The organism is Acidimicrobiales bacterium, assembly GCA_040219085.1.
In the GTDB taxonomy this organism is placed as follows: Bacteria; Actinomycetota; Acidimicrobiia; order Acidimicrobiales; family JAVJTC01; genus JAVJTC01.
In genome coordinates, this window is record JAVJTC010000010.1 from 1 (window position 1) to 24,483 (window position 24,483).

At 69.5% G+C, this 24,483-nt stretch carries 19 protein-coding genes; 10 read left to right on the top strand and 9 right to left on the bottom strand.

Translation table 11 applies throughout. From position 1 onward, the window contains the following. On the top strand, positions 1-384 hold a 384-nt coding region (locus tag RIE08_04920), incomplete at its 5' end, for an HNH endonuclease signature motif containing protein (GenBank protein ID MEQ8716934.1). 82 nt (positions 385-466) lie between these two features. Here the strand turns inward: RIE08_04920 and murF are convergent. Then, positions 467-1,852, bottom strand: coding sequence for a UDP-N-acetylmuramoyl-tripeptide--D-alanyl-D-alanine ligase (gene murF / locus RIE08_04925; protein ID MEQ8716935.1), 1,386 nt, complete (start codon positions 1,850-1,852; stop codon positions 467-469). 64 nt (positions 1,853-1,916) lie between these two features. On the opposite strand from murF, the gene RIE08_04930 reads away from it, so the two are divergent. Continuing rightward, on the top strand, positions 1,917-3,047 hold the full coding sequence (locus RIE08_04930; protein MEQ8716936.1) for a D-alanine--D-alanine ligase family protein: 1,131 nt from the start codon (positions 1,917-1,919) through the stop codon (positions 3,045-3,047). A gap of 26 nt (positions 3,048-3,073) precedes the next feature. On the opposite strand, the gene RIE08_04935 is transcribed toward RIE08_04930, so the two are convergent. Then, positions 3,074-3,652, bottom strand: coding sequence for a TetR/AcrR family transcriptional regulator (locus RIE08_04935; protein MEQ8716937.1), 579 nt, complete (start codon positions 3,650-3,652; stop codon positions 3,074-3,076). Positions 3,653-3,810: 158 nt separating this feature from the next. On the opposite strand from RIE08_04935, the gene RIE08_04940 reads away from it, so the two are divergent. The 3 genes from RIE08_04940 (at position 3,811) to RIE08_04950 (ending at position 8,776) form a co-directional block, all read left to right on the top strand. Beyond that, positions 3,811-6,123, top strand: coding sequence for an HAD-IB family hydrolase (locus RIE08_04940; protein ID MEQ8716938.1), 2,313 nt, complete (start codon positions 3,811-3,813; stop codon positions 6,121-6,123). A gap of 67 nt (positions 6,124-6,190) precedes the next feature. Further along, positions 6,191-7,798 carry a lactate racemase domain-containing protein gene (locus RIE08_04945; protein ID MEQ8716939.1) on the top strand — a complete coding sequence of 536 codons (1,608 nt, stop codon included), beginning with the start codon at positions 6,191-6,193 and terminating at the stop codon, positions 7,796-7,798. A 3-nt stretch (positions 7,799-7,801) separates the two neighbouring features. Beyond that, positions 7,802-8,776, top strand: a complete 975-nt coding sequence (locus tag RIE08_04950; protein MEQ8716940.1) for a lysophospholipid acyltransferase family protein — start codon at positions 7,802-7,804, stop codon at positions 8,774-8,776. A gap of 68 nt (positions 8,777-8,844) precedes the next feature. Here RIE08_04950 and RIE08_04955 read toward each other — a convergent pair whose 3' ends face one another. Next, positions 8,845-9,585, bottom strand: coding sequence for a GntR family transcriptional regulator (locus tag RIE08_04955; protein ID MEQ8716941.1), 741 nt, complete (start codon positions 9,583-9,585; stop codon positions 8,845-8,847). 121 nt (positions 9,586-9,706) lie between these two features. Here RIE08_04955 and RIE08_04960 point away from each other — a divergent pair, with 121 nt between their 5' ends. After that, positions 9,707-11,983, top strand: a complete 2,277-nt coding sequence (locus tag RIE08_04960; GenBank protein ID MEQ8716942.1) for an aconitate hydratase — start codon at positions 9,707-9,709, stop codon at positions 11,981-11,983. Here RIE08_04960 and RIE08_04965 read toward each other — a convergent pair. After that, positions 11,955-13,355, bottom strand: coding sequence for an HAD-IB family hydrolase (locus RIE08_04965; protein ID MEQ8716943.1), 1,401 nt, complete (start codon positions 13,353-13,355; stop codon positions 11,955-11,957). The genes RIE08_04960 and RIE08_04965 overlap by 29 nt on opposite strands. 433 nt (positions 13,356-13,788) lie before the next feature. Between RIE08_04965 and RIE08_04970 the strand changes: the two genes are divergently transcribed. The 4 genes from RIE08_04970 (at position 13,789) to RIE08_04985 (ending at position 18,927) form a co-directional block, all read left to right on the top strand. Beyond that, a complete protein-coding gene (locus tag RIE08_04970; protein ID MEQ8716944.1) occupies positions 13,789-14,694 on the top strand; it encodes a LysR family transcriptional regulator in 906 nt (301 codons plus the stop codon). A 43-nt stretch (positions 14,695-14,737) separates the two neighbouring features. Then, positions 14,738-16,084, top strand: coding sequence for a carboxyl transferase domain-containing protein (locus RIE08_04975; protein ID MEQ8716945.1), 1,347 nt, complete (start codon positions 14,738-14,740; stop codon positions 16,082-16,084). A gap of 171 nt (positions 16,085-16,255) precedes the next feature. Next, positions 16,256-17,524, top strand: coding sequence for a citrate synthase (locus tag RIE08_04980; GenBank protein ID MEQ8716946.1), 1,269 nt, complete (start codon positions 16,256-16,258; stop codon positions 17,522-17,524). 71 nt (positions 17,525-17,595) lie between these two features. Continuing rightward, positions 17,596-18,927 (top strand): hypothetical protein, encoded by a 1,332-nt coding sequence (locus tag RIE08_04985; GenBank protein ID MEQ8716947.1) that lies wholly within the window; start codon positions 17,596-17,598, stop codon positions 18,925-18,927. Between the two features lie 15 nt (positions 18,928-18,942). On the opposite strand, the gene RIE08_04990 is transcribed toward RIE08_04985, so the two are convergent. From RIE08_04990 to lepA, 5 genes are all read right to left on the bottom strand, one after another. Continuing rightward, the gene (locus RIE08_04990) at positions 18,943-19,443 is read right to left on the bottom strand and encodes a transcriptional regulator (GenBank protein ID MEQ8716948.1); all 501 of its coding nucleotides are present in this window, start codon (positions 19,441-19,443) and stop codon (positions 18,943-18,945) included. Positions 19,444-19,647: 204 nt separating this feature from the next. Continuing rightward, positions 19,648-20,337 carry an RsmE family RNA methyltransferase gene (locus tag RIE08_04995; GenBank protein ID MEQ8716949.1) on the bottom strand — a complete coding sequence of 230 codons (690 nt, stop codon included), beginning with the start codon at positions 20,335-20,337 and terminating at the stop codon, positions 19,648-19,650. A gap of 13 nt (positions 20,338-20,350) precedes the next feature. Next, on the bottom strand, positions 20,351-21,463 hold the full coding sequence (gene dnaJ, locus RIE08_05000; protein MEQ8716950.1) for a molecular chaperone DnaJ: 1,113 nt from the start codon (positions 21,461-21,463) through the stop codon (positions 20,351-20,353). Between the two features lie 109 nt (positions 21,464-21,572). Next, entirely contained in the window at positions 21,573-22,595 is a 1,023-nt protein-coding gene (hrcA, locus tag RIE08_05005; GenBank protein MEQ8716951.1) for a heat-inducible transcriptional repressor HrcA, read from the bottom strand. Between the two features lie 95 nt (positions 22,596-22,690). Next, complete coding sequence (lepA, locus tag RIE08_05010) at positions 22,691-24,475, bottom strand: translation elongation factor 4 (GenBank protein MEQ8716952.1); 1,785 nt, start codon at positions 24,473-24,475, stop codon at positions 22,691-22,693. Positions 24,476-24,483: the final 8 nt, after the last annotated feature.

The window sequence follows — 24,483 nt, forward strand, 5'->3', positions numbered from 1 at the left end:
GACGCTCTTCCGATCTGTTGGCCCAGTGGACGATGTGGTGGGCGTCGCACCATTCTGCGGGTGTGGTGCAGTCGGGTTCGGTGCAGCAGCGGTCTCGGCCAGAGAACCCGCACACCCCCACCGGCCATGTGGGACGCGCTCGTCGCCCGAGACCGCTGCTGCACCGAACCCGACTGCACCACACCAGCCGAATGGTGCGACGCCCACCACATCGTGCACTGGGCCAACGGCGGCCCCACAAGCCTCGCCAACCTCACCCTCCTCTGCCGCCGCCACCACACCGCCCTCCACAACGGAGAGATCGCCGTCACCGGCACCGCCCCCAACCTCACATGGCACCACCGAGCCAACGCACCACCCCACCAGGCCGATGCAGCAGCGTGAACCAGCCACGCCGATGAACTCCTCGCGACCTGACGGGACGTGCTCGACCCTGGGCAGCGTGACGCGGCTCGGGTCTCGAGCGCTATGGACCGGAGAGGAGATCGACGACGCGCTCGAGCGCGGCGACGCGGCTCGCCTTGACGAGGACCGCGTCCCCCGGACCGAGCCCGCCGAGTGCGGCCACGGCATCGGCGGGCCCCTCCACCGGGTCGAGACCGTAGGCCTCCTCCCCCACCACCACCACGGTGACGCCCCCGGCGGCGGCCCGCTCGGCCACGGCGCGGTGCGAGGGTCCATGCTCTTTGGGCGTCAGCTCGGCCATGACCCCCAGGACGGCGAAGCGGCGTTTCACGTCGAGGGCCATGAGGGCATCGAGCGCGGCCGACATGGACGCAGGGTTGGCGTTGTACGCGTCGTTGATGACGATCCCTCCCGTCGGCGTGCGGACCACGTCCATACGCAGAGGCGAGAGCTCAGCCGCGGCGAGGCCGGCAGCGATCGTGGCGAGATCGAGTCCGGCGACGATGCCCACGGACGCCGCGGCCAGCGCGTTGGACACCATGTGAGCGCCGCGGGCGGCGAGGGTGACGGGCACCTCGCCGGTCCGGTGCACGAGCGTGAAGCTCGGCCGCAGGTCGTCGTCGAGGGTCACGTCACGGGCGGTGACGTCGGCCCGGACACCCCCGTAGGTGGTGACCGCGGCGGTCGTGAAGCTCACCATCTCGGCCACCCGGCGGTCCTCGGCGTTGAGAACAGCGAAACCCGACGAGGGCAGAGCCTCCACCAACTCGGACTTGGCACGCGCCACCGCCCGCAGGGATCCGAAGATCTCCGTGTGCGCAGCGGCCACGCGGGTCACGACGCCCACGGTCGGTCGGGCGATGCCACACAGATGGGCGATGTGACCCGGACCGCGGGCACCCATCTCGACCACGACCGTCGAGGTGCCGTCGGGGGTGTTGAGCAGAGTGAGCGGCACGCCGATCTCGTTGTTGTGGGAGCGATCAGCGGCGTGGGTCGGCCGGTCGACGTTCAACACCGCCGCGGTGAAGTCCTTGACCGACGTCTTGCCAACCGAGCCGGTGATGCCGATGACCGGTCCGGCGATCCGATCCCGCGCCGCCGACCCCAGCGCCTCGAGGGCCACCTGCGTGTCGTCCACGACGATCGCCACCGCGTCACCCACCGGCGGATCGTCAGGTCGGGCGGTCAGGTACGCCGCCGCGCCCGAGTCGACCGCCGCGCCGATGAAGTCGTGACCGTCACGTTCGGCCAACAGCGGGACGAACAGGGCCCCGGGCGAGACCGTGCGGGAGTCCTGGGTGAACGACTCCACCACCACCGACCCGGCGGGGTCGCCGGCGCCCCCGCCCTCACCAGCGCCGCCATCCGGGCCCGTCGAGCCGGCACGCCGACCGGCCAACGAACCACCTGTCGCTTCGAGAATCTCGGCCACGGTCAGCTTCATGGGCGCAGTCTTCCACGACCACCGTCCGGACCGGCGCGAGTCCGAGCCGGTAGGTTCGCGGCCGATGCCGCGCAGGATCAGACTCGTGGTCCTCTTCGGAGGCGTATCCGCCGAACACGACATCTCGTGCGTCTCCGCGCGCCACGTGCTCGCTGCAGCCGACCGGGACCGCTACGACATAGTCGCGGTCGGAATCGGCCGTGACGGAATCTGGACCCGCGCCGAGGCAGCCAACGCGGCTATCGCGTCCGGCGAGTTCCCCGCGGCGCTGGACACCGCCGGAACGCCGGTCACCCCGAGCCAGGTGCTACTCGCCCCGGCCGACGGCCCGCCGGGCGGCTCAGCTGACTCCGCACCCGACTCACCGGCTGACGGCCCGACCAGCGGACCCGCGGGCGCGACGGTCGTGTTTCCCCTGCTGCACGGACCGATGGGCGAGGACGGAACCATCCAGGGCCTGCTCGAGACGTTCGACCTCCCCTACGTCGGGACCGGAGTGCTCGGGTCCGCCCTGGCGATGGACAAGGCCAAGGCCAAGGAGGTCGCTGCACACCACGGCATCCCCCAGGCCGCCTACCGGGCACTGCGCACCGCCGACATCGACACCGACACCGCCGAACTGCTGGCCGGCACGCTCGGCCTCCCGGCGTTCGTCAAGCCCGCCAACATGGGCAGCTCCGTCGGAGTGTCACGGGCCACGGACGTGGACTCCCTGGACGAGGCGCTCGAGACGGCGGCCCGCTACGACGAGTGGATCGTGGTGGAGGAAGCGATCGTCGGCCGCGAGATCGAGATCGGCGTCCTCGGCAACGACCCCTATCGCATCTCGGTACCCGGCGAGATCAAGCCCGCCGGGGACTTCTACGACTACGCCGACAAGTACGTGGACGACGCGGCCGAACTGCTCGTGCCAGCGCTGCTCGACGAGTCGACCGAGACGACGCTGCGGCAACTGGCCGCCGACGCGGCCCGGGCGATGCGGGTCGAAGGCCTCGCCCGGGTGGACGTCTTCGTGTCCGGCGAGCGTGTCCTGTTGAACGAGGTCAACACGATGCCCGGCTTCACCCCCATCTCGATGTACCCCCGGATGTGGGCCGCCAGCGGCGTGGCCTACACGGAACTCGTCGACGAACTCGTCCGCCTCGCGCTCGAGCGCTTCGCCCGGCGTCGCGCCCACCGCCACTTGCACCGGTGAAAGGACCGACAGCGCAGACAGCGCGCTCAGCGCAGCGCGGACCGCAGGAACCCGAGCAGTTCCGCGCGGCGCCGCACCGTTTCCCGCAGAGTCGGCTCGATACCGACCGCGCGCAGAACCTCGATCTCGGTCGCCACCCCGACGACGGTCGAGTACACCGACACCAGCAGCAGGCGCGGATCGCAGCGCCGGACGTCACCGTCGTCCATCGCCGCAGCCAAGCTCGCAGTGGCGGCGTCAACCATCGGCTCGAGCGCAGTGGCCACCCGCGTCGTCCACGGATCACCGAGTCGGGTGATCTCGCGCAACAGGCCGAGAACAGCCGGGCGGCGGACGGCCAGACGGAACACCGCACGCACCACCGCCTCCACCCGTTCGAACGCATCGCCCTCGTGGCCGACGGCCGCATCGAGGGCCTTCACCAGGTCCGCCACCGCGGCGTCCACCACGGCCTCGAGCAGCCGCTCCTTGGACGGATAGTGGTACAGGATCGTCTGCTTGCGGATGCCGAGTTCGTCGGCGACGGCGTCGAGCGACGTGGCCTCGTACCCCCGGGCGCCGAACATCGTCGTCGCCGTGACGAGGATTCGCTCCCGGGTGTCCATCGCGCGATCCTAGACGCTCCTCTACCATGTGGTAGAGAGCACCCGGCCAGCCCGCCCACGGAGCCATCGAGGCACGGCAGCGGCAGGAACACGGCCAGGGGCACAGCCAGGTACACGGGACACTCGGGACACTCGGGACACATGGGAGCCAACACGCGGTGATCAGCGAGGCACTCGCCGGCAAGCGCATCGCGATGACCGGCTCCACCGGGTTCCTGGGCACCGCGCTCACCGAGCGGCTCCTGCGCACCGTCGACGACTGCGAGATCGTCCTGCTCGTTCGACCCGGCCGACGCGGCGCCACCAAACGCGTCGAACGAGACATCCTCCGCAACGACTGCTTCGACCGCCTGCGCGAACAGGTCGGGCCCGACGCCTTCGCGGCGATGATCGAGCAGCGGATCCACCCCATCGCCGCCGACGTCACCGCCGACGATCTCGCCCTCGACGACGAGGGGCGAGAGATGCTCGCCGGCTGCGACATCGTGATCCACTCGGCCGCCGCCGTCGCCTTCGACAACCCCTATGACCTCGCGGTGGAGACCAATCTCCTGGGCCCCGTGCGCCTTGCGGCGACACTCAACGAACTCGGCGTCACCCCGCACCTCATCGCCGTGTCCACCGCCTACGTGGCGGGCAACCGCAAGGGCGCCGCCCCCGAACAACTCCTCGCAGACTCGGCGTTCGCCATCGACGTGGACTGGCGCACCGAGGCAGACTCGGCCCGCCGGTCCCGCATCACCCTCGAAGACGAGAGCCGCACGCCGGACCGCCTCGGCGAGTTCCAGAAGATGGCGTCGGACGAAGTCGGCGCCGCGGGCAACACCGCCCTGGCCGCCAAGTCCGAACAGCACCGCCAGCGCTGGATCAAGGACCAACTCGTCGACGCGGGCCGCGCCCGCGCCGCGTCGCTCGGCTTCCCCGACGCCTACGCCTTCACGAAGGCCCTCGCCGAGCAGGCCCTCGTCGAGACCCGCGGCGACATCCCGCTGTCCATCGTGCGGCCGTCGATCATCGAATCGTCCTACGCCGAACCCTTCCCCGGCTGGATCCGCGGGTTCCGCATGGCCGAGCCGATCATCATCGCCTTCGGCCGCGGCCTGCTGAAGGACTTCCCCGGGCTGCCCGAGGGCGCGCTCGACGTGATCCCGGTGGACCACGTCGTGTCGGCCATCTGCGCCGTGGCGGCCAAGGGCCCCGAGGACCAGCCCGAGGTGTTCCAGGTGGCATCGGGTTCCACCAACCCGCTGAGATTCCAGGGCCTGCACGACTTCGCCCACGCCTGGTTCTCCGAGAACCCGATCTACGACGAGCGCGACCAGCCCATCAGCCCCACCCGGTGGTCCTACCCGTCCATCCACGAAGCGAAGGGCCAACTGGATCGGGCACGCCGCGGCCTGAGGGTCGCCGAGCGGGCGCTGCAGGTCCTACCGGTGCGCGGCCGCGGCGCCGTGCTCGCGGGGGAGATCGAAGAACAGCGCGAGCAGCTCGAACGGGCCATGGGATACGTCGAGCTCTACGGCATGTACGTCGAGTGCGAGGCCACGTACGGCACCTCGGAGCTGCTGCGGCTGCACGGATCGCTACCTGAAGCAGACCGAGCGGCCTTCAACTTCGACCCGCGCACCATCGACTGGGACCACTACCTCACCGACATCCATTTCCCGTCGGTGATGATCCAGGGCCGTGTGAAGGTGGCCCCGAGCGGAAAGGGCGGCGAGAGCCGCTCCACCCGGCTGCGCCGACAGGTCCTCTCACCCGACCGCCACATCGCGGCTTTCGACCTGGAGAACACGCTCATCGCGTCGAACGTCGTCGCCTCGTGGGGGTGGCTGGCCACCCGGCGCCTCAACGACGAGGACCGCATCCGCCTCGTCGCGAAGACCCTGCTGCAGGCACCCGGCCTGCTGGCCCTGGACCGCCGGGACCGCAGCGACTTCCTGCGCCAGTTCTACCGCCGCTACAAGGGCGCCCCCATCGAGCAACTCGAGACCGACACCTACGAGATGTTCAGTGACGTCATCTTGAAACAGTCGTTCCCCGCCGGCATACGTCGGGTGCGCGAACACCGGGCGCTCGGCCACCGTACGGTGCTGATCACCGGTGCGCTGGATTTCGTCGTCGCCCCGTTCCGCCCCCTCTTCGACGAGGTCGTGTGCGCCCACCTCGCCACCGATGGCGACGTCTACACAGGCCAACTCCTCGAGGTCCCGCCCACCGGCGAGAGCCGCGCCCAGGGCCTCGCCGACTACGCCGAGGCCGAAGGCCTGTCGCTGTCGGAGGCCTGCGCCTATGCGGACTCGACGAGCGACCTCCCCATGCTCGAAGCCGTCGGTTTCCCCGTCGCGGTCAACCCCGAGACGAAACTCGCCACCCTCGCCCGCCGGCGGGGTTGGCTCGTGGAGATCTTCGACAAGGCCCCCGGTGGACCCCGCAAACTGTTGCCCATCGGCAGGAGAAGGACCGCGTGAGTTCCCGACGCAGCTCGCCCCACGCGAGCCCGACCCCAGCGCACACACCCGACGAGAGGACCCGCGCGTGAGTCCGCGACGCACCCCCCGGAAGGGCTTCGTGCTCGACGTCGACCGTTCGACACCGCCCATCCTGTTCCACCGTGGTGAGGGATTCTCGCTCGAGAAGCTCCCGCCCGACCGGTCCCGGGTGATCTACCCCGCCGAGGCGGTCGACGGCATCGACGACCCCGACGGCGCCATCCGCCGGGCGCTGCTCGAACCCCTCGACCACGACCCGCTCCCGGCCCTGCTCAAGCCCGGGATGAAGCTGACCATCGCGTTCGACGACATCTCGCTGCCGCTGCCGCCGATGCGCCGCCCCGACATCCGCCAGCGCATCATCGAAGCCGTTCTGGACCTTGCCGCGGCCGCGGGCGTGGACGACGTGCACCTCATCGCCGCACTCGCCCTGCACCGGCGCATGACCGAGAACGAACTGCGCCACGCCGTCGGCGACCGCGTCTACGACGCGTTCGCCCCGTCGGGCCAGCTCTACAACCACGACGCCGAGGACCCCGACGGGATGGTGATCCTCGGCACCACCGACCACGGCGAAGATGTCCAGATGTCGCGCCGGGCCGCCGAGAGCGACCTCGTCGTGTACGTGAACATCAACCTCGTCGCCATGGACGGCGGCTGGAAGTCGACGGCCACCGGTCTGTCCGGCTACAAGGCGCTGCGTCACCACCACAACGTCAAGACGATGGTCCACTCCAAGTCCTTCATGGACCGTCACAAGTCCGAGTTGCACCACTCGAACTGGCGCCAGGGCGAGATCATCAAGAAGCACGGCCCGCCGATCTTCCAGATCGAGACCACGGTCAACAACAACACCTACGGTCTCGACGGCCCCCTCGGCATGTTCCAGAAGCGCGAGTGGGAGTGGAACGCTGCCGACCGGGCCAAATTCGTCGCCATGCAGACCGGCCTGAAGGCCATGCCCTCGGCCGCCCGCCGGGCTGCCTTCCAGACCTGGAAGTCCCCCTACGACCTGACGTCGGTGTACGCGGGCGAGGTGGAGGCCGTCCACGAGAAGACCCTCGCCCACGTCCACGACCAGCAGGTGGTCGAGGTCAAGGGCCAGACCGACGTCCTGACGCTCGGGCTCCCCTACCTGTGCCCCTACAACGTCAACTCGATCATGAACCCGATCCTCGTCATGTGCCTCGGGCTCGGGTACTACTTCAACCTGTACCGGGGACGTCCGCTGGTGCGCCCCGGAGGCGTCGTGATCATGACGCACCCGACCCCGTGGGAGTTCCACCCGGTCCACCACCCGAGCTACATCGACTTCTTCGAGCAGGTCCTCACCGACACGACCGATCCGCTCGAGATCGAGGCGAAGTACGAGAAGCGCTTCGCCGAGGACGAGTGGTACATCCACCTGTACCGCACGAGCTACGCCTACCACGGCGTCCACCCGTTCTACATGTGGTACTGGGGCGCCCACGCCCTGGACCATCTCGGCAAGGTCATCATCGTCGGCGGCAATGTGAAGGCGGTGCACCGCCTGGGCTTCCAGCCCGCGTCGACGCTCAACGACGCGCTCGAGATGGCCTCCGACGTCGTCGGTCGCGAGCCCACCATCACCCACCTGCACGCACCGCCGCTGCTGATCGCGGACGTGACCTGAGCCGTGTTCGACACCCGCACCGAGATGCGCAAGATGCGCATGACCGCCCGGTCCGTGCAGCGGCGCGCCCGCCGTCTCGGCCGTCTGCGCCCGCCGCGCCTCGAATTCCCCTACCGGGCACCGACGGTGCCGAAGGCAGCCGGGCCCGTTCCGAAGCCCGAGGGTCGCGGCGTGGACTACGACACCGACTGGGCCCGCACCGACTTCGCACGGGTCGTGCGGGCGGCCGCGGTCGAGTCGATCGTCCGGCCGACGGTCAGGGTTCTCGCTCAGCCCGAACGCATCGGACTGGACCGCCTCGACGACATCGACGGTCCGGTGATCTTCGCGGCCAACCACCACAGCCACCTCGACACGCCGCTGATCGCCACGTCGATCCCGGCGCACCTGCGGCACCACCTCGTCGTCGGTGCGGCCGCCGACTACTTCTTCTCCAACCCGGTGACGAGCGCCGCCTCGGCCCTGTTCGTGGGGGCGATCCCGATCGAACGGTCGAAGGTGGGCCGGACCTCCGCCGACGAGGCCGCCCGCATCCTCGACGAGGGCTGGTCGCTGCTCATCTACCCCGAGGGCGGCCGCAGCCCCGACGGGTGGGCCCAGGAGTTCCGCGGCGGCGCCGCCTACCTCGCGCTGCGCTGCGGCGTCCCGGTCATCCCCGTCCATCTCTCGGGAACGGGACGCATCCTGCGCAAGGGATCACTGCTCCCCCGCCCGGCCCGGACCACGGTGGCCTTCGGCGCGCCCGTGGTCGCCGACGACGGCGAGCGTTCCCGTGGCCTCGCGACACGCATCGAGATCGCCGTCTCCTCACTCGCGGACGAGGTGGCCACCGACTGGTGGCAGGCCCGCCGACGGTTCCACGCCGGCGACGTCCCCTCCATGTCGGGTCCGGCCGCGGCATCGTGGCGCAGGGCATGGCAACTCGGTAGCCGTGACCGGTCCCGGCGCAACCGCCGTCCCGCCTGGCCCCGCATCTGACCGCGCTGATCCTGCGTATGGCCAGCCGGCTGGTCGCGGCGGTAGGCACCGACCTCTGAGAACAGCGCTCAGCTCTCGTCGACGAGACGCAGAGCCGGCCGTTCACCGGTCTCCGAGCCCTGCCCCGCCCGAAGGTCCACGACGAACTCGGTGAGGTGGCCGGGGAAGACGTGCTCGGACACGAGCACCGGTTCACCGTCGGTCGACGTGGTCGTCCGTGACACCACGAGCACGGGCGACCCCGTCGGCACGTCCAACAACGCCGCGTCGGCGTCGGACACCGTCGCTGCGCCGATGCGCTGGGTGGCACCGGCCAGGTCGATGCTCAAGAGGTCCCCGAAGCTGGCCCGCTCCACATCGGAGTGGGACAGCTCGGCGCCGAGGTCCTCACGGCACCACACCGTCACCCGGGCGAATGGATGTCCGTCCGCGAGGTTGACGCGCCGGACCTCGAGGACCCGCGAACCCAGGACCGCCGCGACATGCGCCGGGGCGTCGGTGAACCGGAACTCGACGATCTGACGCTCCGACGTGCGACCGGAGTCGTCGAGTTGCGCCTCGATGGTGGCGAGGCCGTCGAGAACCTGGCTGACCCGGTCGGCGGCGACGAACCACCCGAAGCCCTGTCGGGAATCCACGAGTCCCTCGGCCCGCAACAGATCGAGCGCCCTGCGCACGGTCACCCGGCTCGCCTCGTAGGCGGTTCCGAGCTCCGCTTCGCTCGGCAGGATCCGGCCCGCGCCGAACTCGCCGTCGGTGATCCGACGTCGCAGATCGGTGGCGATCTCCTGATAGCGGAAGGTCCTCACTTGTCCTATACTTGTATCACATCGTGTGGGGAGCCCGGCCTTCGGGTATGCCCCGGGTCGGCGCTCTAGGATCGCCGCACACGCCACTCAGCAGCAGTCAACGAACCTCCAGGGGAAACACATGGCCGTCGGACCGAACACTCCCATCGACCTGATCAACGGCGTCTACGCCACGCTCGACGAGCGGGTCGCCATCATGCGGGAGCGCCTCGGTCGGCCGGTGACCCTCGCCGAGAAGATCCTCGGCAACCACCTCGACGACCCGGCCACCGCCGGCATCGACCGCGGGGTCTCGTACTCGGATCTGCGCCCCGACCGGGTCGCCATGCAGGACGCGACGGCACAGATGGCGTGGCTCCAGTTCATGACCGCGGGCCTCGACGAGGTCCAGGCACCGACCACGACGCACTGCGACCACCTCATCCAGGCCAAGGTGGACGGCAAGCGTGACCTGCTCGCCGCCCTCGAGAACAACGACGAGGTCTACGACTTCCTCGAGTCCGTCTGCGCCCGGTACGGCGCAGGGTTCTGGAAGCCCGGCAGCGGGATCATCCACCAGGTGGTGCTCGAGCAGTACGCCTTCCCGGGCGGGATGATGATCGGCACCGACAGCCACACGCCCAACGCCGGTGGCCTCGGCATGATCGCCATCGGGGTCGGCGGTGCCGACGCCGTCGACGTCATGGTCGGCGAGCCGTGGAACGTCCGCTGGCCCAAGCTGATCGGCGTACACCTCACGGGCGAACTGCGCGGCTGGTCCGCGCCCAAGGACGTCATCTTGAAGGTGGCGGAGATCCTGACCGTCAAGGGCGGCACCGGGGCGATCGTGGAGTACTTCGGGCCGGGCGCCAACGCCATCTCCTGCACCGGCAAGGGCACCATCTGCAACATGGGCGCCGAGATCGGCGCCACGACGTCGGTGTTCGCCTACGACGAGGCGATGGCGCGATACCTCAAGTCCACGCGCCGCGAGGAGATCGCGGATGCCGCCAACGCCGTCGCCCACCACCTGCGCGCCGACGACGAGGTGCTCGCCAACCCCGGCGAGTACTACGACCGGGTGATCGAGATCGACCTGTCCACCCTCGTGCCCCACATCAACGGCCCCCACACCCCCGACCGCGCACGCCCGGTGTCACAGTTCGGCGCCGAGGCCGAGGCCGAGGGCTGGCCGATGGAGATCTCCCAGGCGCTCATCGGTTCGTGCACGAACTCGTCGTACGAGGACATAACCCGGGCCGCGTCCATCATCCGCGACGCCGTCGCGAAGGGCCTCAAGGTCACGACGCCGCTGCTCGTCACCCCCGGCTCCGAGCAGGTCCGGGCGACCATCGAGCGCGACGGCCTCCTCGAGACTTTCGAGGCCGCCGGAGCGACGGTGCTCGCCAACGCGTGTGGCCCCTGCATCGGCCAGTGGTCGCGCAGCGACGTCTCCGAGGGCGACACGAACGTCATCGTCAACAGCTACAACCGCAACTTTCCCAAGCGCAACGACGGGTTCGCCTCGACGCTGTCCTTCGTGACCAGCCCCGAAACGGTTGTCGCGCTGGCGCTGGCCGGCCGGGTGGACTTCGACCCCGCCAACGACACGCTCACCAACGAAGCCGGCGAAGAGGTGCGCCTCGCGGAGCCGATGGGGATCGAACTCCCGCCCGCCGGCTTCGACCCGGGCGAGATGGTCTTCGTCGCCCCGCCCGCCGACGGTGGCGACGGCATCGACGTCGTCGTGTCCCCGACGAGTGACCGCATCCAACTCCTCGAGCCCTTCCCGGCGTGGGACGGCGAGGACCTCGTCGAGTTGCCCGTCGCCGTGAAGGCGCAGGGCAAGTGCACCACCGACCACATCTCGATGGCCGGCCCGTGGCTCAAGTACCGGGGCCACATCGAGAACATCTCCGGCAACCTCTTCCTCGGCGCCGTCAACGCGTTCACGGGCGAGGCCGGGACCGGCAAGGACCCCCTCGACGGCACGACGAAGTCCTACCCCGACATCGCCGCCCACCTCCACGAGTCGGGCCAGGACTGGGTCGTCATCGGCGACGAGAACTACGGCGAGGGCTCCTCGCGTGAGCACGCTGCGATGGAGCCCCGGTTCCGCCGCTGTCGCGCCGTGATCGTCCGCTCGTTCGCCCGCATCCACGAGACGAACCTCAAGAAGCAGGGCGTCCTGGCGCTGACGTTCGTGGACCCCGCGGACTACGACAAGATCGGCGAGGACGACACGATCTCGGTCCTCGGCCTGGCCGACCTCGCACCGGAGTCCGAGGTGGCCTGCCGCATCACGAAGCCGGACGGGACGACGGTGGACTTCACGACCCGCCAGACCATGTCACCCGACCAGATCGAGTGGTTCAAGGCCGGCTCCGCGCTCAACCTGATCCGTCAGCGTCGGGCCTGAGATCGCCGGGGCTACCGGGCGGATAGGTCCTGGCCAGTTCCTCGACCGTCGGCTCACGGCTGTGACGCGCCTCGGCGGGGAGCAGCCGTGAGATCGCATCCATGATCGCCGCGGTGTCGGCGGTGTGGCTCTCGTGTGCCAGCCGGACAGGGCTTCCGACCCGCACGCGCACCTCGGGGATCTGCCACAGCCGCGGGAGGCGCGCCGACCGCGGCCACACCTGGTCGGTCCCCCACAGTCCGATCGGCACGACGGGGACGTCGTCCACCATCGCCGCCAGGCGGGCGACCCCCGGTCGGGCCTTCAGGTCCGGTTCGAAGAAGGCCGGGCCGCGCGGGATCGTCCCCTGGGGCATGATCCCGATCAACTCACCGGCCCGCAGATAGTCGGCGGCCTCGTCGAGGGGTTGACTGGCGCCTGAACCCCGGTCGACGCGGATCATGCCGAGCGCCCGCATGAGCGGCCCGACCACGGGGTGCTCGAACAACTCGGCCTTGCCGAGGTAGCGGATCGGGCGGTTACGGGTGTAGGCGAGCCACGCCACCACGACCGGATCGAAGTACGAGCGGTGGTTGGCCGCGAGTATCGCCGGGCCCTCGGAGGGGATCCGGTCGACGCCGTCCACGTCGGCTTCCAGCAACGGCAGGAGTTCGGGGCGGGCGAGGATCATCAACAGTTCCTGCACCTCGTGACCCGAGATCGTGGCGACACCCTCGGGCGCCCGGAAGTCCCTGACGGGCCAGCCCGACACCCGTGCGATGACACGCAGACGCGCGTCGGGGTTCACCGCCACGGGGTGTGCGACCGCCCGCAGCAGCGGGGCGTCGTAGTAGCTGTCCGAGTAGGCCCAGCTGTCGGCGAGGTCCACGCCGTCGGCCCGACACCACGCCTCGACGGCGCTGAGCTTCCCCCTCCCCCAGGTGAACTCACCGTCGATGGTGCCGTCGAACACGCCGTGCACGGCCCGGTAGCGCGTCGCCACCACATCATCGAAGCCGAGGCGCCGCGCGAGCGGTTCGACCAGTTCGTGGGGGGTCGTGGTGGCCATGACGAGGCGGTGTCCGTCCCGGCGGTGCCGGGCGATCTCGGCCCGTGCGAACGGCAGGAGCCGGTCGGCGAGCTCGGGAGCGGCCAGTTCGCCGACCTCGACCAGCTCGTCGCGCCGCCGTCCCGCCGCCATCCGCACGGCCTGGCGGGCGAACGCCATCGAGACGGGATCCTCACCGAAACGCTCGTAGAGAGCGAAGAGCAGCCGCTGACCCGGTATCGACGGCGCCGGGAGGCCACGGCTGTGCATCATGTCCGCGATGGTGGCGCCGCTGCTCGAGGCCAGGAGTGTGCGGTCGAGATCGAAGAAGGCGCCGGCCGCCATGGCGCTCACGGTACCGCTGCACTCGGGCCGCCACGGCCGGAGTGGCCCCCCACGACACCACCCGGGTGGGGCGGTCCGCACCGAGCGGCCACAACACAGACCGCCGCAGGCGGCGACGACACAGCCCGGGCGACTCGCCACCGAGGGTGGGCCGGTCCGCCGCAGGCGGCGACAACACAGCCCAAAACGCCGAAGAGAGACCGGAGGGGGGATCCGGTCTCTCTTCGATCGGTCTCGGGCGCGGGGGGGACCTGCCCTTCGACCAGCCGAGTCGCACTGGGGGGGGTGTGCGAGAACCTCGGCTTTATGTGATGTGTTCATCATGCGCCCGAACCCCGACAGAATCAAACAGTTGTTCGCGATAGTTTGCATCTGTCAGAGAGATAACGTTGACGTCAAAGTGTCGGATTCGATGATGAATGCAGGGTGAACGATGGATCTACGACAGCTCGATGCTCTCCTCGCGGTTGCAGAACACGGCACCTTCTCGGCGGCGGCGCTCGCACTGCACACCGTGCAGTCCAACGTCTCGACCCACATCGCCAAGCTCGAGGACGAGCTGGGCACGGTCCTCGTGGACCGGGCGAGCCGCGCGCTGACGCCCGAAGGGGAGGTGGTCGCGTCGCGGGCCCGGGTCGTCCGCAGCGAGTTGGACGGCATCGGTCCGCAACTCGCCGGAATCCGACAGGAAGTGTCGGGCAACGTCGTGATCGGCGTCATCGGCTCGGCGGCGGGGTGGCTCGCCCACCGGCTGGGACGCGCCACCCTCGACACCCACCCGGGCGTGACCTTGACGATCATCGAGGCCAGCACGGCCCAGCTCCGGCCGCGCCTCGCCCGCCACGAACTCGACCTCGCCCTCGTCAATCTCCCCGTCGACGACCGCGACATCACCACCGAGAAGCTGTTCACCGAGAACGTGGTCGTCGCCACGCTCCCCGACCACCCCCTGGCCGCGCTGGACGTCATCAGCCCCGAGGATCTCGCAGCGCACCCGCTACTACTGCCCGCCCGCGGGACGGCGTTCCGCACAGAGCTCGACGCGGACCTCGCCCGCGTGGGCCTCGCCCTACACGGCCGGATCGAAGTGGACGGTGTCCGGCTCCTCACCGAGATGGCCGCAGCCGGGCTCGGCCCCGCGCTCGTACCCGCCAGCGCCGCCCATGCCGACGACCCCCTCGTCATCGTTCCCGTCGAGGGGCTGCTGATGCGTTCGGTCGGCCTCGCGCGACCGCGCAACGTCGCCGCATCGGCGGCGACGCGCGCCGTGGTCGAGCTCCTGGCCGACCTGGTCGCCGACGAGGGCCCCGCCCAGGAGGGCATCCACCCCGGTTCGTGAACGGGATCACCGCGCGGGCGCCGACGCCTGATAGGAAATGACGATGTCCGAAGTGCAGATCCGCGCGGGGATGCCCGGCCCGTCGACCGCCACGCTCACAGACCTCGGTGGCAACAGGGCGGTCGTCGTCACAGTGGGAGGAGACAGCGAGAACCGGGGAGCACTCACCCTCGACTGCGGACCCGTGATCTCCAACGCAGCCGAACTCGCCCGCCACGAGCAGGTCCCCTGTGTCCTTCTGATCTCATCTTCGGGCGCCAACATCGCCGAGGGAATCGGCGCGTCGTTCGGCTGGGGAACCGCGGCGAAGGCCCTCGCCGCCGCCTCGGGAGTCGTGCCGATCCTCGCCTGCGCGACGGGACCCGTGGCGGCGGGCCCCGCCCTCCTGCTCGGTTTCGCGGACTTCGTGGTGATGACCGAGGCCAGCTACGCCTTCGTCAGCGGCCCGCTCATGGTGGAACAGTTCACCGGCGTGCCCATCGGGACCGATGAGCTGGGCGGGCCGGGAGTTCACGCCGACCGTTCCGGGCTCGCGTCCTTCGTGGTCACCGACGAACAAGCGGCGATCGACGTCATCGCCGAGCTCCTCCTCTACCTCCCGCCCCACATCGACGCGATCGCGCCGACCGTGCTCACCGACGATCCTGTCGACCGTCCCACCCCCGAAGCGGGCGCCGTCCTGCCCACGTCGCCGACGGGGAGCTACGACGTCCGCGACGTGATCCGCAGCGTGGTCGACGACGGGATCCTCGTGGAGTGCAGAGCCCGCTGGGCCGCCAACATCGTCACGGGCCTCGCTGCGATCGGCGGCACCCCGGTGGGCATAGTCGCGAACCAACCACAGATCCTCGCCGGGACCCTCGACATCGCCGCGTCCCAGAAGGCCGCTCGCTTCGTGGCGTTCTGCGACGCGTTCGGGATCCCCCTCGTCACCTTCGTGGACACGCCGGGGTTCCAGCCCGGCAAAGATCTCGAATGGCGCGGGATGATCCGCCACGGCGCCCAGCTCGCGTTCGCGTACGCCCGGGCCACCGTGCCGCGCGTGTGCGTCACGCTGCGGAAGTCCTACGGCGGTGCCTACATCGTCATGGACTCCAAGTACATGGGCAACGACGTGGCGCTGGCGTGGCCCAACGCCGAGATCGCCGTCATGGGGGCGAAGGGCGCCGTCGAGATCCTGCACCGTCGAACCGATCCGGCCGACCGGCCGATGCTCGAAGCCGACTACGAGGCCCGGCTTCTCAACCCCTACCGGGCCGCGGACCGTGGCTCGGTCGACGCCGTGATCGACCCCGCCGAGACCCGTCGCGAGGTGGCCGCGGCCCTCACCGTCCTCCAGTCGAAGCGCGAGCACCTCGTCAACCGGCGCCACGACAACTCGCCCCTGTGACGCCGGACCGGGGCCTCGCGGGCCGCGCGGGCCATGCGGACGCCCCTCCGGGATTCGCCACGGAACGGGCGGCTGGTAGTGTCACCCCTCGGGCCGCCCGTCACCCCCCGGTATCCGACCGGACCGGATGAGCGCGGCCCGCTGACCGCACGAGGAGCAGAGGGGAACAAGGTGTCCGAATCGATCACCATCACCGACAACCGGACGGGCAAGTCGGTCGAGATCCCGATCGAAGGAGGAGCCGTCGACGCGACCGAGTGGCGGAACCTCATGCCCAACATCTGGTTCCGTGACCTCGGCTTCGCAACGACGGCCGCAGCTGACAGTGCGATCTGCTACATCGACGGCGAGGCGGGCGTACTGCAGTACCGCGGCTACCCGATCGAACAGCTCGCCGAGCATTCGACCTATCTCGAGGTCGCCTATCTCCTCTTGAACGGGGAACTCCCGTCGGCCGACGAGTACGCCACCTGGGTGCACGAGATCACCCACCACACCTACATCCACGAGAACTTCCGCAAGCGCTTCATGGAGTCGTTCCATTACGACGCGCACCCGATGGGGATGCTGATCTCGACGGTCGCAGCGCTGTCGACCTTCTACCCCGAGGCGAAGAACGTGATGGACTACGACGTCCGCCACGCCCAGATCGTGCGGCTGATCGCCAAGATGCCGACGATCGCAGCCGCCGGCCACCGGTTCTCGGTCGGCATGCCCTACGTGTATCCGAACAACGACATCGACTTCGCGAGCAACTTCCTGTCGATGATGTTCAAGATCGCCGAACCGGTCTACCAGACGGACCCGGCCATCGCCCGCGCTCTCGACATCTTGTTCATCCTCCACGCCGACCACGAGCAGAACTGCTCGACGAGCACCGCCCGTGTTGTCGGGAGCTCCCATGCCGACCCGTACTCCGCGGTCGCCGCGGCGAGTGCGGCGCTGTACGGGCCCCGACACGGCGGAGCGAACGAGGCCGTCCTGTCGATGCTCGGCGAGATCGGCACCTACGACAACGTCGATGCGTTCATCCAGTCGGTCAAGGACGGCAATGGCCGTCTGATGGGATTCGGCCACCGGGTCTACAAGAACTACGACCCGCGAGCCGCGATCATCAAGGAACACGCGGACAGGGTGTTCGCGATCACGGGTAAGAACCCGCTCCTCGACATCGCCCTGAAGCTCGAGGAGGTGGCGCTCGCCGACGACTACTTCGTCTCCCGCAAGCTCTACCCGAACGTCGACTTCTACTCCGGGCTGATCTACCAGGCGCTGGGCTTCCCCACCGACATGTTCACGGTCCTGTTCGCCATCCCCCGCGTGTCGGGTTGGCTCGCCCACTGGAACGAGATGCTGGAGCACGACTCGCGCATCGCCCGTCCCCGTCAGGTCTACACCGGTGCGACGACCCGGGATTACGTGCCGATGGACAATCGATAAGCCTGAATAACTTTCGATAACTTTCGAAGTCTCTCCTTTACCCGGACGGGTCCACGCGCGAGGCTGTGGCCATGTCAACCGCGCTCGCCATCGCCCCGGACGGCACGCTGTGCATCGACAAGACGGGTCCCGACGACGTCATCGCGGCTCAGGCGGAGATCCTGGCCGGTCTCGACATCGCCGGGCTCCCGACCCTTCTCGCCCAGCCGAGCCCCGAGTGCCTCCGGCTCCGCCACGCCGGTCGACACACCCTCGCGACGTGGTCGGCCCCCAGTCCCCGCGACCGGGCGGCGGTGGTCGCTGCGGTCGCGGACACCCTCGACGCGCTCCACCAGGCGGGCATCGTCCACGGGGCGATACGGCCGGACCACGTCGTCATCGCTGGTAACGGCTCCCCCGTCCTCGTGGGACTCTCCTCGGCGCGCCGGGTCAGCAATCCGTCGGCGCTGAGCCCCGCGGCCCCACCCGTCGAACGCCGCGACGACATCGAGGCCCTCGGTCGGCTGTGCGTCGTGGCACCGGCGGGCAAGGGCGCGCCCGACGCCGGTTTCGCCCGGTTCCTCCGCACGCGTCGCGACGGGGTGTCGACCGAGTTGAACGGCATTGCCGACAAGATCCGCTCCGGGCGCTTCGACTCCGCCCGGGGCGTCGCCGACGCCCTACGTGACGCCTTCGGGCTCGATACGGCCGACGACCCCACCCGCGCAGCCCCGATCCCCCGCAGGGAACCACCGCCGGCGACCGGTGATGTACCCGATCCCGACCCGGTCCGGTCCGAAGCCGCCGCGCCCGCCCGTACCGGCCGGAACCTCCCAGGCGCGGCCCGCGCCGCACTCGGCGCGTGCTGCGTGGTGATCGCCGGCATCGCCGTCGCGATGGGAGTCGGCACGCTCATGCCCTCGTCGGGAGACATCCCGGCGGACGGCCCCCTCGACTTCTCCGCGCAGGATTCCCTCGACACCGACGATGACGCAGCGCTACGACAGACCGCGGTGGACACCGCACCCGAACCACCACAGACCGCGGGGATCAGCCCGGGTACTCCGCCGTGCTCCGATGCGGCCGGCCACGACGTGGACGGCGACGGATGCCCCGACGACGTCGTCATCGAGGCGGGAGCGGTCATCATCGACGGCGCCCGCTATCCGGTGGGGCGGCCCGGCGACGACCTCGCCGTCGGCGACTGGGACTGCGACGGTACGGCGACACTGGATCTCGTGCGGGGCGGGACGGGTGAGGTCTGGATGTTCGCCCGGTGGCCACGGGACGAACCACTCACCGCGACCCTCGAGGCGGAGGTGTCACCGCCGCTCGAAACCACCGTTGTGACATCGCCGGCCGATGGCTGCGAGAGCCTCGTCGTGCGGGGCGACGGTGAGGTCTGGAGCTCGGCGGATCCCTGAGGGCGTGGCGAACGCTCAGATGGCGAACGCGAGTCCCAGCTCGGACAGGCGCGGGATGGTCTGGTCGACGCCCACGCCGAGAATGCAGGCCAGCGCGCGAAGGTCATCGGAGCGGATCGTGAGGACCCGGCCGTTGAAGTCCTGACGTTGCACCTGGATCATCGTGAGATAGCGGGCGAGCATCTCCGCCTCGGCCCCGGTGAGGCCGTCCAGGCGCTGCAGGTCGATGGTCACGTAGGGACCGCTCTCGCGTGGTCCCGACACCGGGGTCATCCCCACGCCGGGGAGCAGTTGTTCGATCGGAACCGAGTAGATCGCGGCCAGTCGTTGGAGCCGGGGAACCGAGATCACCCGCTCGGCACGTTCGTACGCGCCGAGCACCGACGCCTTGAACTCACCCGCGGAGTCCGCCTCGACGTCTTGGAGTGACAGGCCCTTCTGCCGACGGATCGCCCGGATGCGGCTGCCGACCTCCCGGACGTAGGCCTGATCGTTCTCGTCGTGCTCGTCGCTCATTTCCCCGTGCCTCTCATCGGCCACTTCCGCAATGGACCTGCGGCGGCGGCCGGTCGCTGGACGCGCCGGTCGACCACTGATGCGACCACTCTCTGTCACAATAGAGAACGATCTGCGGTGAGTCAACCACGCGGCGTGGTTCTTACGGACCCTTCCCGCCCTCCTCGCACCCGATACGGCCGCAGACAGAGGCGCGCGAGGTTCTCAGCCTCCTACGCCACCTTCACGCCGGGCCACGGCGAGTGCCGCCGCCACCATGGCGGCGGTCTCGGTTCGCAGCACGTTAGGGCCCAGACCCACCGGTTCAGCGGGCAGAAGCGCACGTTCGCTTGCAGAGAAGCCGCCCTCCGGGCCGATGACCAGCAGGGGGACCGCCTCGCAAACCAGCGGCGCGCCGGGTTCGCACCGGCGTGCACCCGGTTCGCGTGCGAGATCGGCGAAGGCGGAGACAGGCTCCACCGTGGGGAGCCGACACCGCCGCGACTGCATCGACGCCTCCCGCACGATCCGCAGCCAACGCTCGTGATGGCGGGCAGCTCGATCCGCGTCCCAACGGACGACCGAACGCTCGGCGGTGTACCCGACGATTCGGTCGACGCCGATCTCGGTGAGCTTCTGGACGATCAACTCGGGACGTCCCCCCTTGACCACAGCGAATGCGACGGCCACCGGGCTCGCCGGCGCAGGCACCTCCACGACGTCACCCACCGGCTCGGGAGCGGCCGCGAAACGCGCGGGCCGCCACCGTCCCTGCCCGTCGGAGATCGTGATCGGGTCACCGGCGCGCACCCGCAGCACCCGAGCCAGGTGGTGATCGTCGTCGGGGTCGAGTTCGGGGGCATCGAGGTCGGTGACGAAGACGTGTGGGCACCCGCCCAGGCCGGGATGGGTCACGGTGATGTCCCGCTCAGGTGTTGAACGCGGAGCGAAGCCGGCCGAACCAGCCCTTGCCGTCGTCGGCGACCTCGTCCCCGCGCAACTCCGCGAGGCGTCGCACCAGCTCGCGCTGCTCGGAATCGAGGTCGGTCGGCGTCTCCACCTTCAGCCGTACCAGCAGATCGCCCCGGCCCCGGCCCTGCAGGCGGGGCACGCCGTGGCCCCGGATCCGGTGGATCTCCCCTGTCTGGGCCCCCGGGCGGATCCGCAGCTCCTCGGTGCCGTAGAGGGTCTCGTAGTCGAGTTCGGCACCGAGCGCAGCCTGGGTCATCGGGATCTCGAGGTCGTGCACGAGATCGTCACCGTCGCGGGTGAGATAGGCGTGGTCGGCGACCGCGATACGGACGTAGAGATCACCGTGGGGGCCACCCCGGGGACCGGCGGCACCGCGCCCCGACAGCCGCAAGGTGGAGCCCGTGTCCACGCCGGCCGGCACGTCGACCGTGTAGGTCTTGTCGGTGACGACCCGGCCCTCCCCCGAACAGGTGGCGCAGGTGTGCTCGATCCAACGGCCGGAGCCCGAACACCGGTCACACGGCGATGCCGTCACCATCTGCCCGAGCAGTGACTGCCGCACCCGCTGGACCTGACCGGACCCGTTGCACTGCGGACACGTGACCGGCTCGGTCCCGGGCTTCGCGCCCGTCGCCTCACAGGTCTCGCATGCCACGGCGGTGCGGACCTCGACGTCGGTCGCGGTCCCGAGAACGGCATCGGTGAACGACAGCCGGACGGTCGCCTGCAGGTCCGGCCCCGCCGCCGGGCCGCTGGGACCACGGCCGCCGAACCCGCTCTGGCCGAAGAACGCGTCGAAGATGTCCCCGAAGCCCGCCCCGAAGGGGTCTCCCCCGGCACCTCCACCGCCCTCGGACGCGTGGCCGAACCGGTCGTAACGGGCGCGCCGTTCGGGGTCCGAGAGGACCTCGTAGGCACGGGCGACCTCCTTGAACCGGGCCTCGGCGTCACCATCGCCGGGGTTGCGGTCGGGGTGCAGCTCACGAGCCAGGCGGCGGTAGGACTTCTTCAGTTCATCGGGAGAGGCGCCACGGTCCACACCGAGTACCTCGTAGTAGTCGCGCTCCACGTCACCTCATCGTTCGGCGGCCCGGTGGGTCGGTCCCCGGGGTCGATCGGTCAGCCCCGGCTGGGCAGCGTCCCGCTCAACGGATGGCCGGGGACATCGTGCCGTCTGATCAGCCTTCGGACAACCGCGAGCCGAGTTGCGCGCTCACAACGGCGACCGCGGCGACGGCCTGGGGGTAGTTCATGTGGGTGGGTCCGAGGACGGCGATCTGGCCCGCCGGGGAGCCCTCCACCAGGTAGGGGGCGACGACCACCGAGCACTCGGCCAGCGGTTCCACACCGGTCTCCGAGCCGATGGCGACGGTCAGTCCCCGGTCGATGACGTCGCGCACGAGAGTCACCATCACGTACTGCTTCTCGAGGATCGACAGCACTTCGCGCACCTGCTCGGTGGCGGCGAACAGCGAGGCCACCGTCGGCGTGCCACCGACGTAGAACTGCTCGTGGGGAGCGGCGGCACCTTCGGCAATCGCGTCGACGCACGAGGAGACGATGTCGTCGATCGCCACGTCCCCGGTCGGCGCGGGCTCGGCGGCGTCGGCCAACGGTCGGCCGATCATCGCTCCGGCGAGTACCGCTCCCGCGCGGTCCACGGCATCCCGGGCCGCGCCGTCGCCGGCCCCGGGAAGGTCCACGGTGTACTTCTCGATGGCACCGTTGGACATCACGACAACGACGAGGGCGACGTCGTGATGGAGTCCCACGAGTTGCACGGAGCGGACGGTGGCGAGTTCGGCCCCCGGACCGACCACCACCGATGTGTAGTGCGTGAGCTGGCTCAACAGCCGGCTGGTGTCGCGCAACATCGTCTCGATCTCGCCGTGGGCCCTCTCGAAGAAATGCGAGATGCGCTCGTTGGTGGCCTGACCGAACTCGAAGGGCCGCATGAGTTCGTCGACGAAGTAGCGATAGCCCTTGTCGGTGGGGACACGCCCGGCGCTGGTGTGGGGTTGTTCGAGGAAGCCGGCCTGTTCGAGTGCCAGGAGTTCCTTGCGGACGGTGGCCGAGGAGACCTCGAGCCCTTCCGCGTCCACGATCGCTCCCGATCCCACGGGGCGGGCGGTCGACGTGTATCCCTCGACCACCGCTCGCAGAATCGCCGCCTTCCGGTCGGACAGCTGCGCGTCAGTCATGATCGGCTCGATCCTACCGACACCTGCGGCACTGAACCGTACCGGGGGCGCGTCCAGGCACCGGGCCGTCGTCAGACGACCGGGGAAGCGGGACGCTAGTCGTCGAGACGCAACGCCGAGATGAAGGCCTCCTGGGGCACGTCGACGCGTCCGATGGACTTCATGCGGCGCTTGCCCTCCTTCTGCTTCTCGAGGAGTTTGCGCTTGCGGGTGACGTCGCCGCCGTAGAGCTTGGCCGTCACGTCCTTGCGGAAGGCCTTCACCGTCTCGCGGGCGATGATGCGCCCACCGATCGCCGCCTGGATCGGCACGTCGTACTGCTGGCGGGGAATGAGTTCGCGGAGTTTGTCCACGATGCGCTTGCCGTACTCATAGGACGCGTCGCGGTGCACGATCGAGCTGAACGCGTCGACGGGCTCGCCGTGCAGGAGGATGTCCACCTTGACGAGATCGGCGACGTCGTAACCGTCCGGTTCGTAGTCCAGCGAGGCGTAACCCTGGGTGCGACTCTTCAGCTGGTCGAAGAAGTCCACCACCACCTCGGCGAGCGGGATCCGGAACGACAACTCGACCCGCTCGGGCGAGAGATACTCGTGGCGGCGCAGTTCCCCGCGCCGGGTGTGGCAGAGCTCCATGAGCGTGCCCGTGTACTCGGCGGGCGACAGAAGCGTCACCGCGAGGTACGGCTCTGCGATCGACTCGATCTCCGCGGCCGGAGGCAGCTCGGACGGGTTGTCCACGCGGATCTCGTCGCCGGCGCTCGTGGTGACCTCGTACTCCACCGACGGCGCCGTGGAGATGAGACTGAGCCCGAACTCCCGCTCGAGGCGTTCGCGGACGATCTCCATGTGCAACAGGCCCAGGAACCCGCAGCGGAACCCGAAACCGAGCGCCCCTGACGTCTCGGGCTCGTACGTGAAGCTGGAGTCGTTGAGGCGGAGTTTCTCGAGGGCGTCACGCAGGTCGGCGAAGTCATCACCCTCCACGGGGTACAGCCCGGAGAAGACCATCGGCTTGGGCTCGCGGTAGCCCGGAAGCGCTTCGGTGGCACCCCGCAGCGTGGTGGTGACGGTCTCGCCCGAACGGGCGTCGGCCACCGCCTTCACGCCGGCGATGAGATAGCCCACCTCACCGGGGCCGAGTTCGCCCATCGGCGTGAGATCCGGTCGGCGGGCACCGACCTCGTCGACCTCGTGGGCCGCACCCGACTGCATGAACCTGATCCCCTCGCCCTTGCGCAGGAAACCGTTGACCACCCGCACCGACGAGATGACACCGCGGTACTGGTCGAAGTGGGAGTCGAACACGAGGGCCTGGAGCGCCGCTTCGGGATCACCGACGGGGGGCGGGGTCCGGTCGACGATGGCGTCGAGCAACTCCCCCACCCCTTCGCCGGTCTTGGCGCTGATGCGCAGGACTGACTCGGCGTCGATGCCGAGGACGTTCTCGATCTCGGCGGCGTAGCGGTCGGGATCGGCTGCGGGGAGGTCGATCTTGTTCAGGACGGCGACGATCTCGAGGTCGTTCTCGAGCGCGAGGTAGCAGTTGGCCAGTGTCTGGGCTTCGATGCCCTGCGCGGCGTCGACGAGGAGGATGACGCTCTCACACGCCGCGAGAGAACGCGACACCTCGTAGCCGAAGTCCACGTGGCCGGGCGTGTCGATGAGGTTGATCACGTGGTCGGCGTGGTCCAGGCGGACGCTCTGCAACTTGATCGTGATGCCGCGCTCACGCTCGAGATCCATGGAGTCCAGGTACTGCTCGCGCATGTCGCGGGGGTCCACGGCTCCGCAGCGTTCCAGCATGCGGTCGGCGAGGGTGGACTTGCCGTGGTCGATGTGGGCGATGATCGACGTGTTGCGGATTCGCGAGATGTCCATCGGAGGTT

Excerpts from the sequence above, each read along its gene's own strand:
- murF (MEQ8716935.1), bottom strand. The coding sequence starts at position 1,852 with ATGAAGCTGACCGTGGCCGAGATTCTCGAAGCGACAGGTGGTTCGTTG.
- RIE08_04930 (MEQ8716936.1), top strand. The coding sequence starts at position 1,917 with ATGCCGCGCAGGATCAGACTCGTGGTCCTCTTCGGAGGCGTATCCGCC.
- RIE08_04935 (MEQ8716937.1), bottom strand. The coding sequence starts at position 3,652 with ATGGACACCCGGGAGCGAATCCTCGTCACGGCGACGACGATGTTCGGC.
- RIE08_04960 (MEQ8716942.1), top strand. The coding sequence starts at position 9,707 with ATGGCCGTCGGACCGAACACTCCCATCGACCTGATCAACGGCGTCTAC.
- RIE08_04965 (MEQ8716943.1), bottom strand. The coding sequence starts at position 13,355 with ATGGCGGCCGGCGCCTTCTTCGATCTCGACCGCACACTCCTGGCCTCG.
- RIE08_04970 (MEQ8716944.1), top strand. The coding sequence starts at position 13,789 with ATGGATCTACGACAGCTCGATGCTCTCCTCGCGGTTGCAGAACACGGC.
- RIE08_04975 (MEQ8716945.1), top strand. The coding sequence starts at position 14,738 with ATGTCCGAAGTGCAGATCCGCGCGGGGATGCCCGGCCCGTCGACCGCC.
- RIE08_04985 (MEQ8716947.1), top strand. The coding sequence starts at position 17,596 with ATGTCAACCGCGCTCGCCATCGCCCCGGACGGCACGCTGTGCATCGAC.
- RIE08_04990 (MEQ8716948.1), bottom strand. The coding sequence starts at position 19,443 with ATGAGCGACGAGCACGACGAGAACGATCAGGCCTACGTCCGGGAGGTC.
- hrcA (MEQ8716951.1), bottom strand. The coding sequence starts at position 22,595 with ATGACTGACGCGCAGCTGTCCGACCGGAAGGCGGCGATTCTGCGAGCG.
- lepA (MEQ8716952.1), bottom strand. The coding sequence starts at position 24,475 with ATGGACATCTCGCGAATCCGCAACACGTCGATCATCGCCCACATCGAC.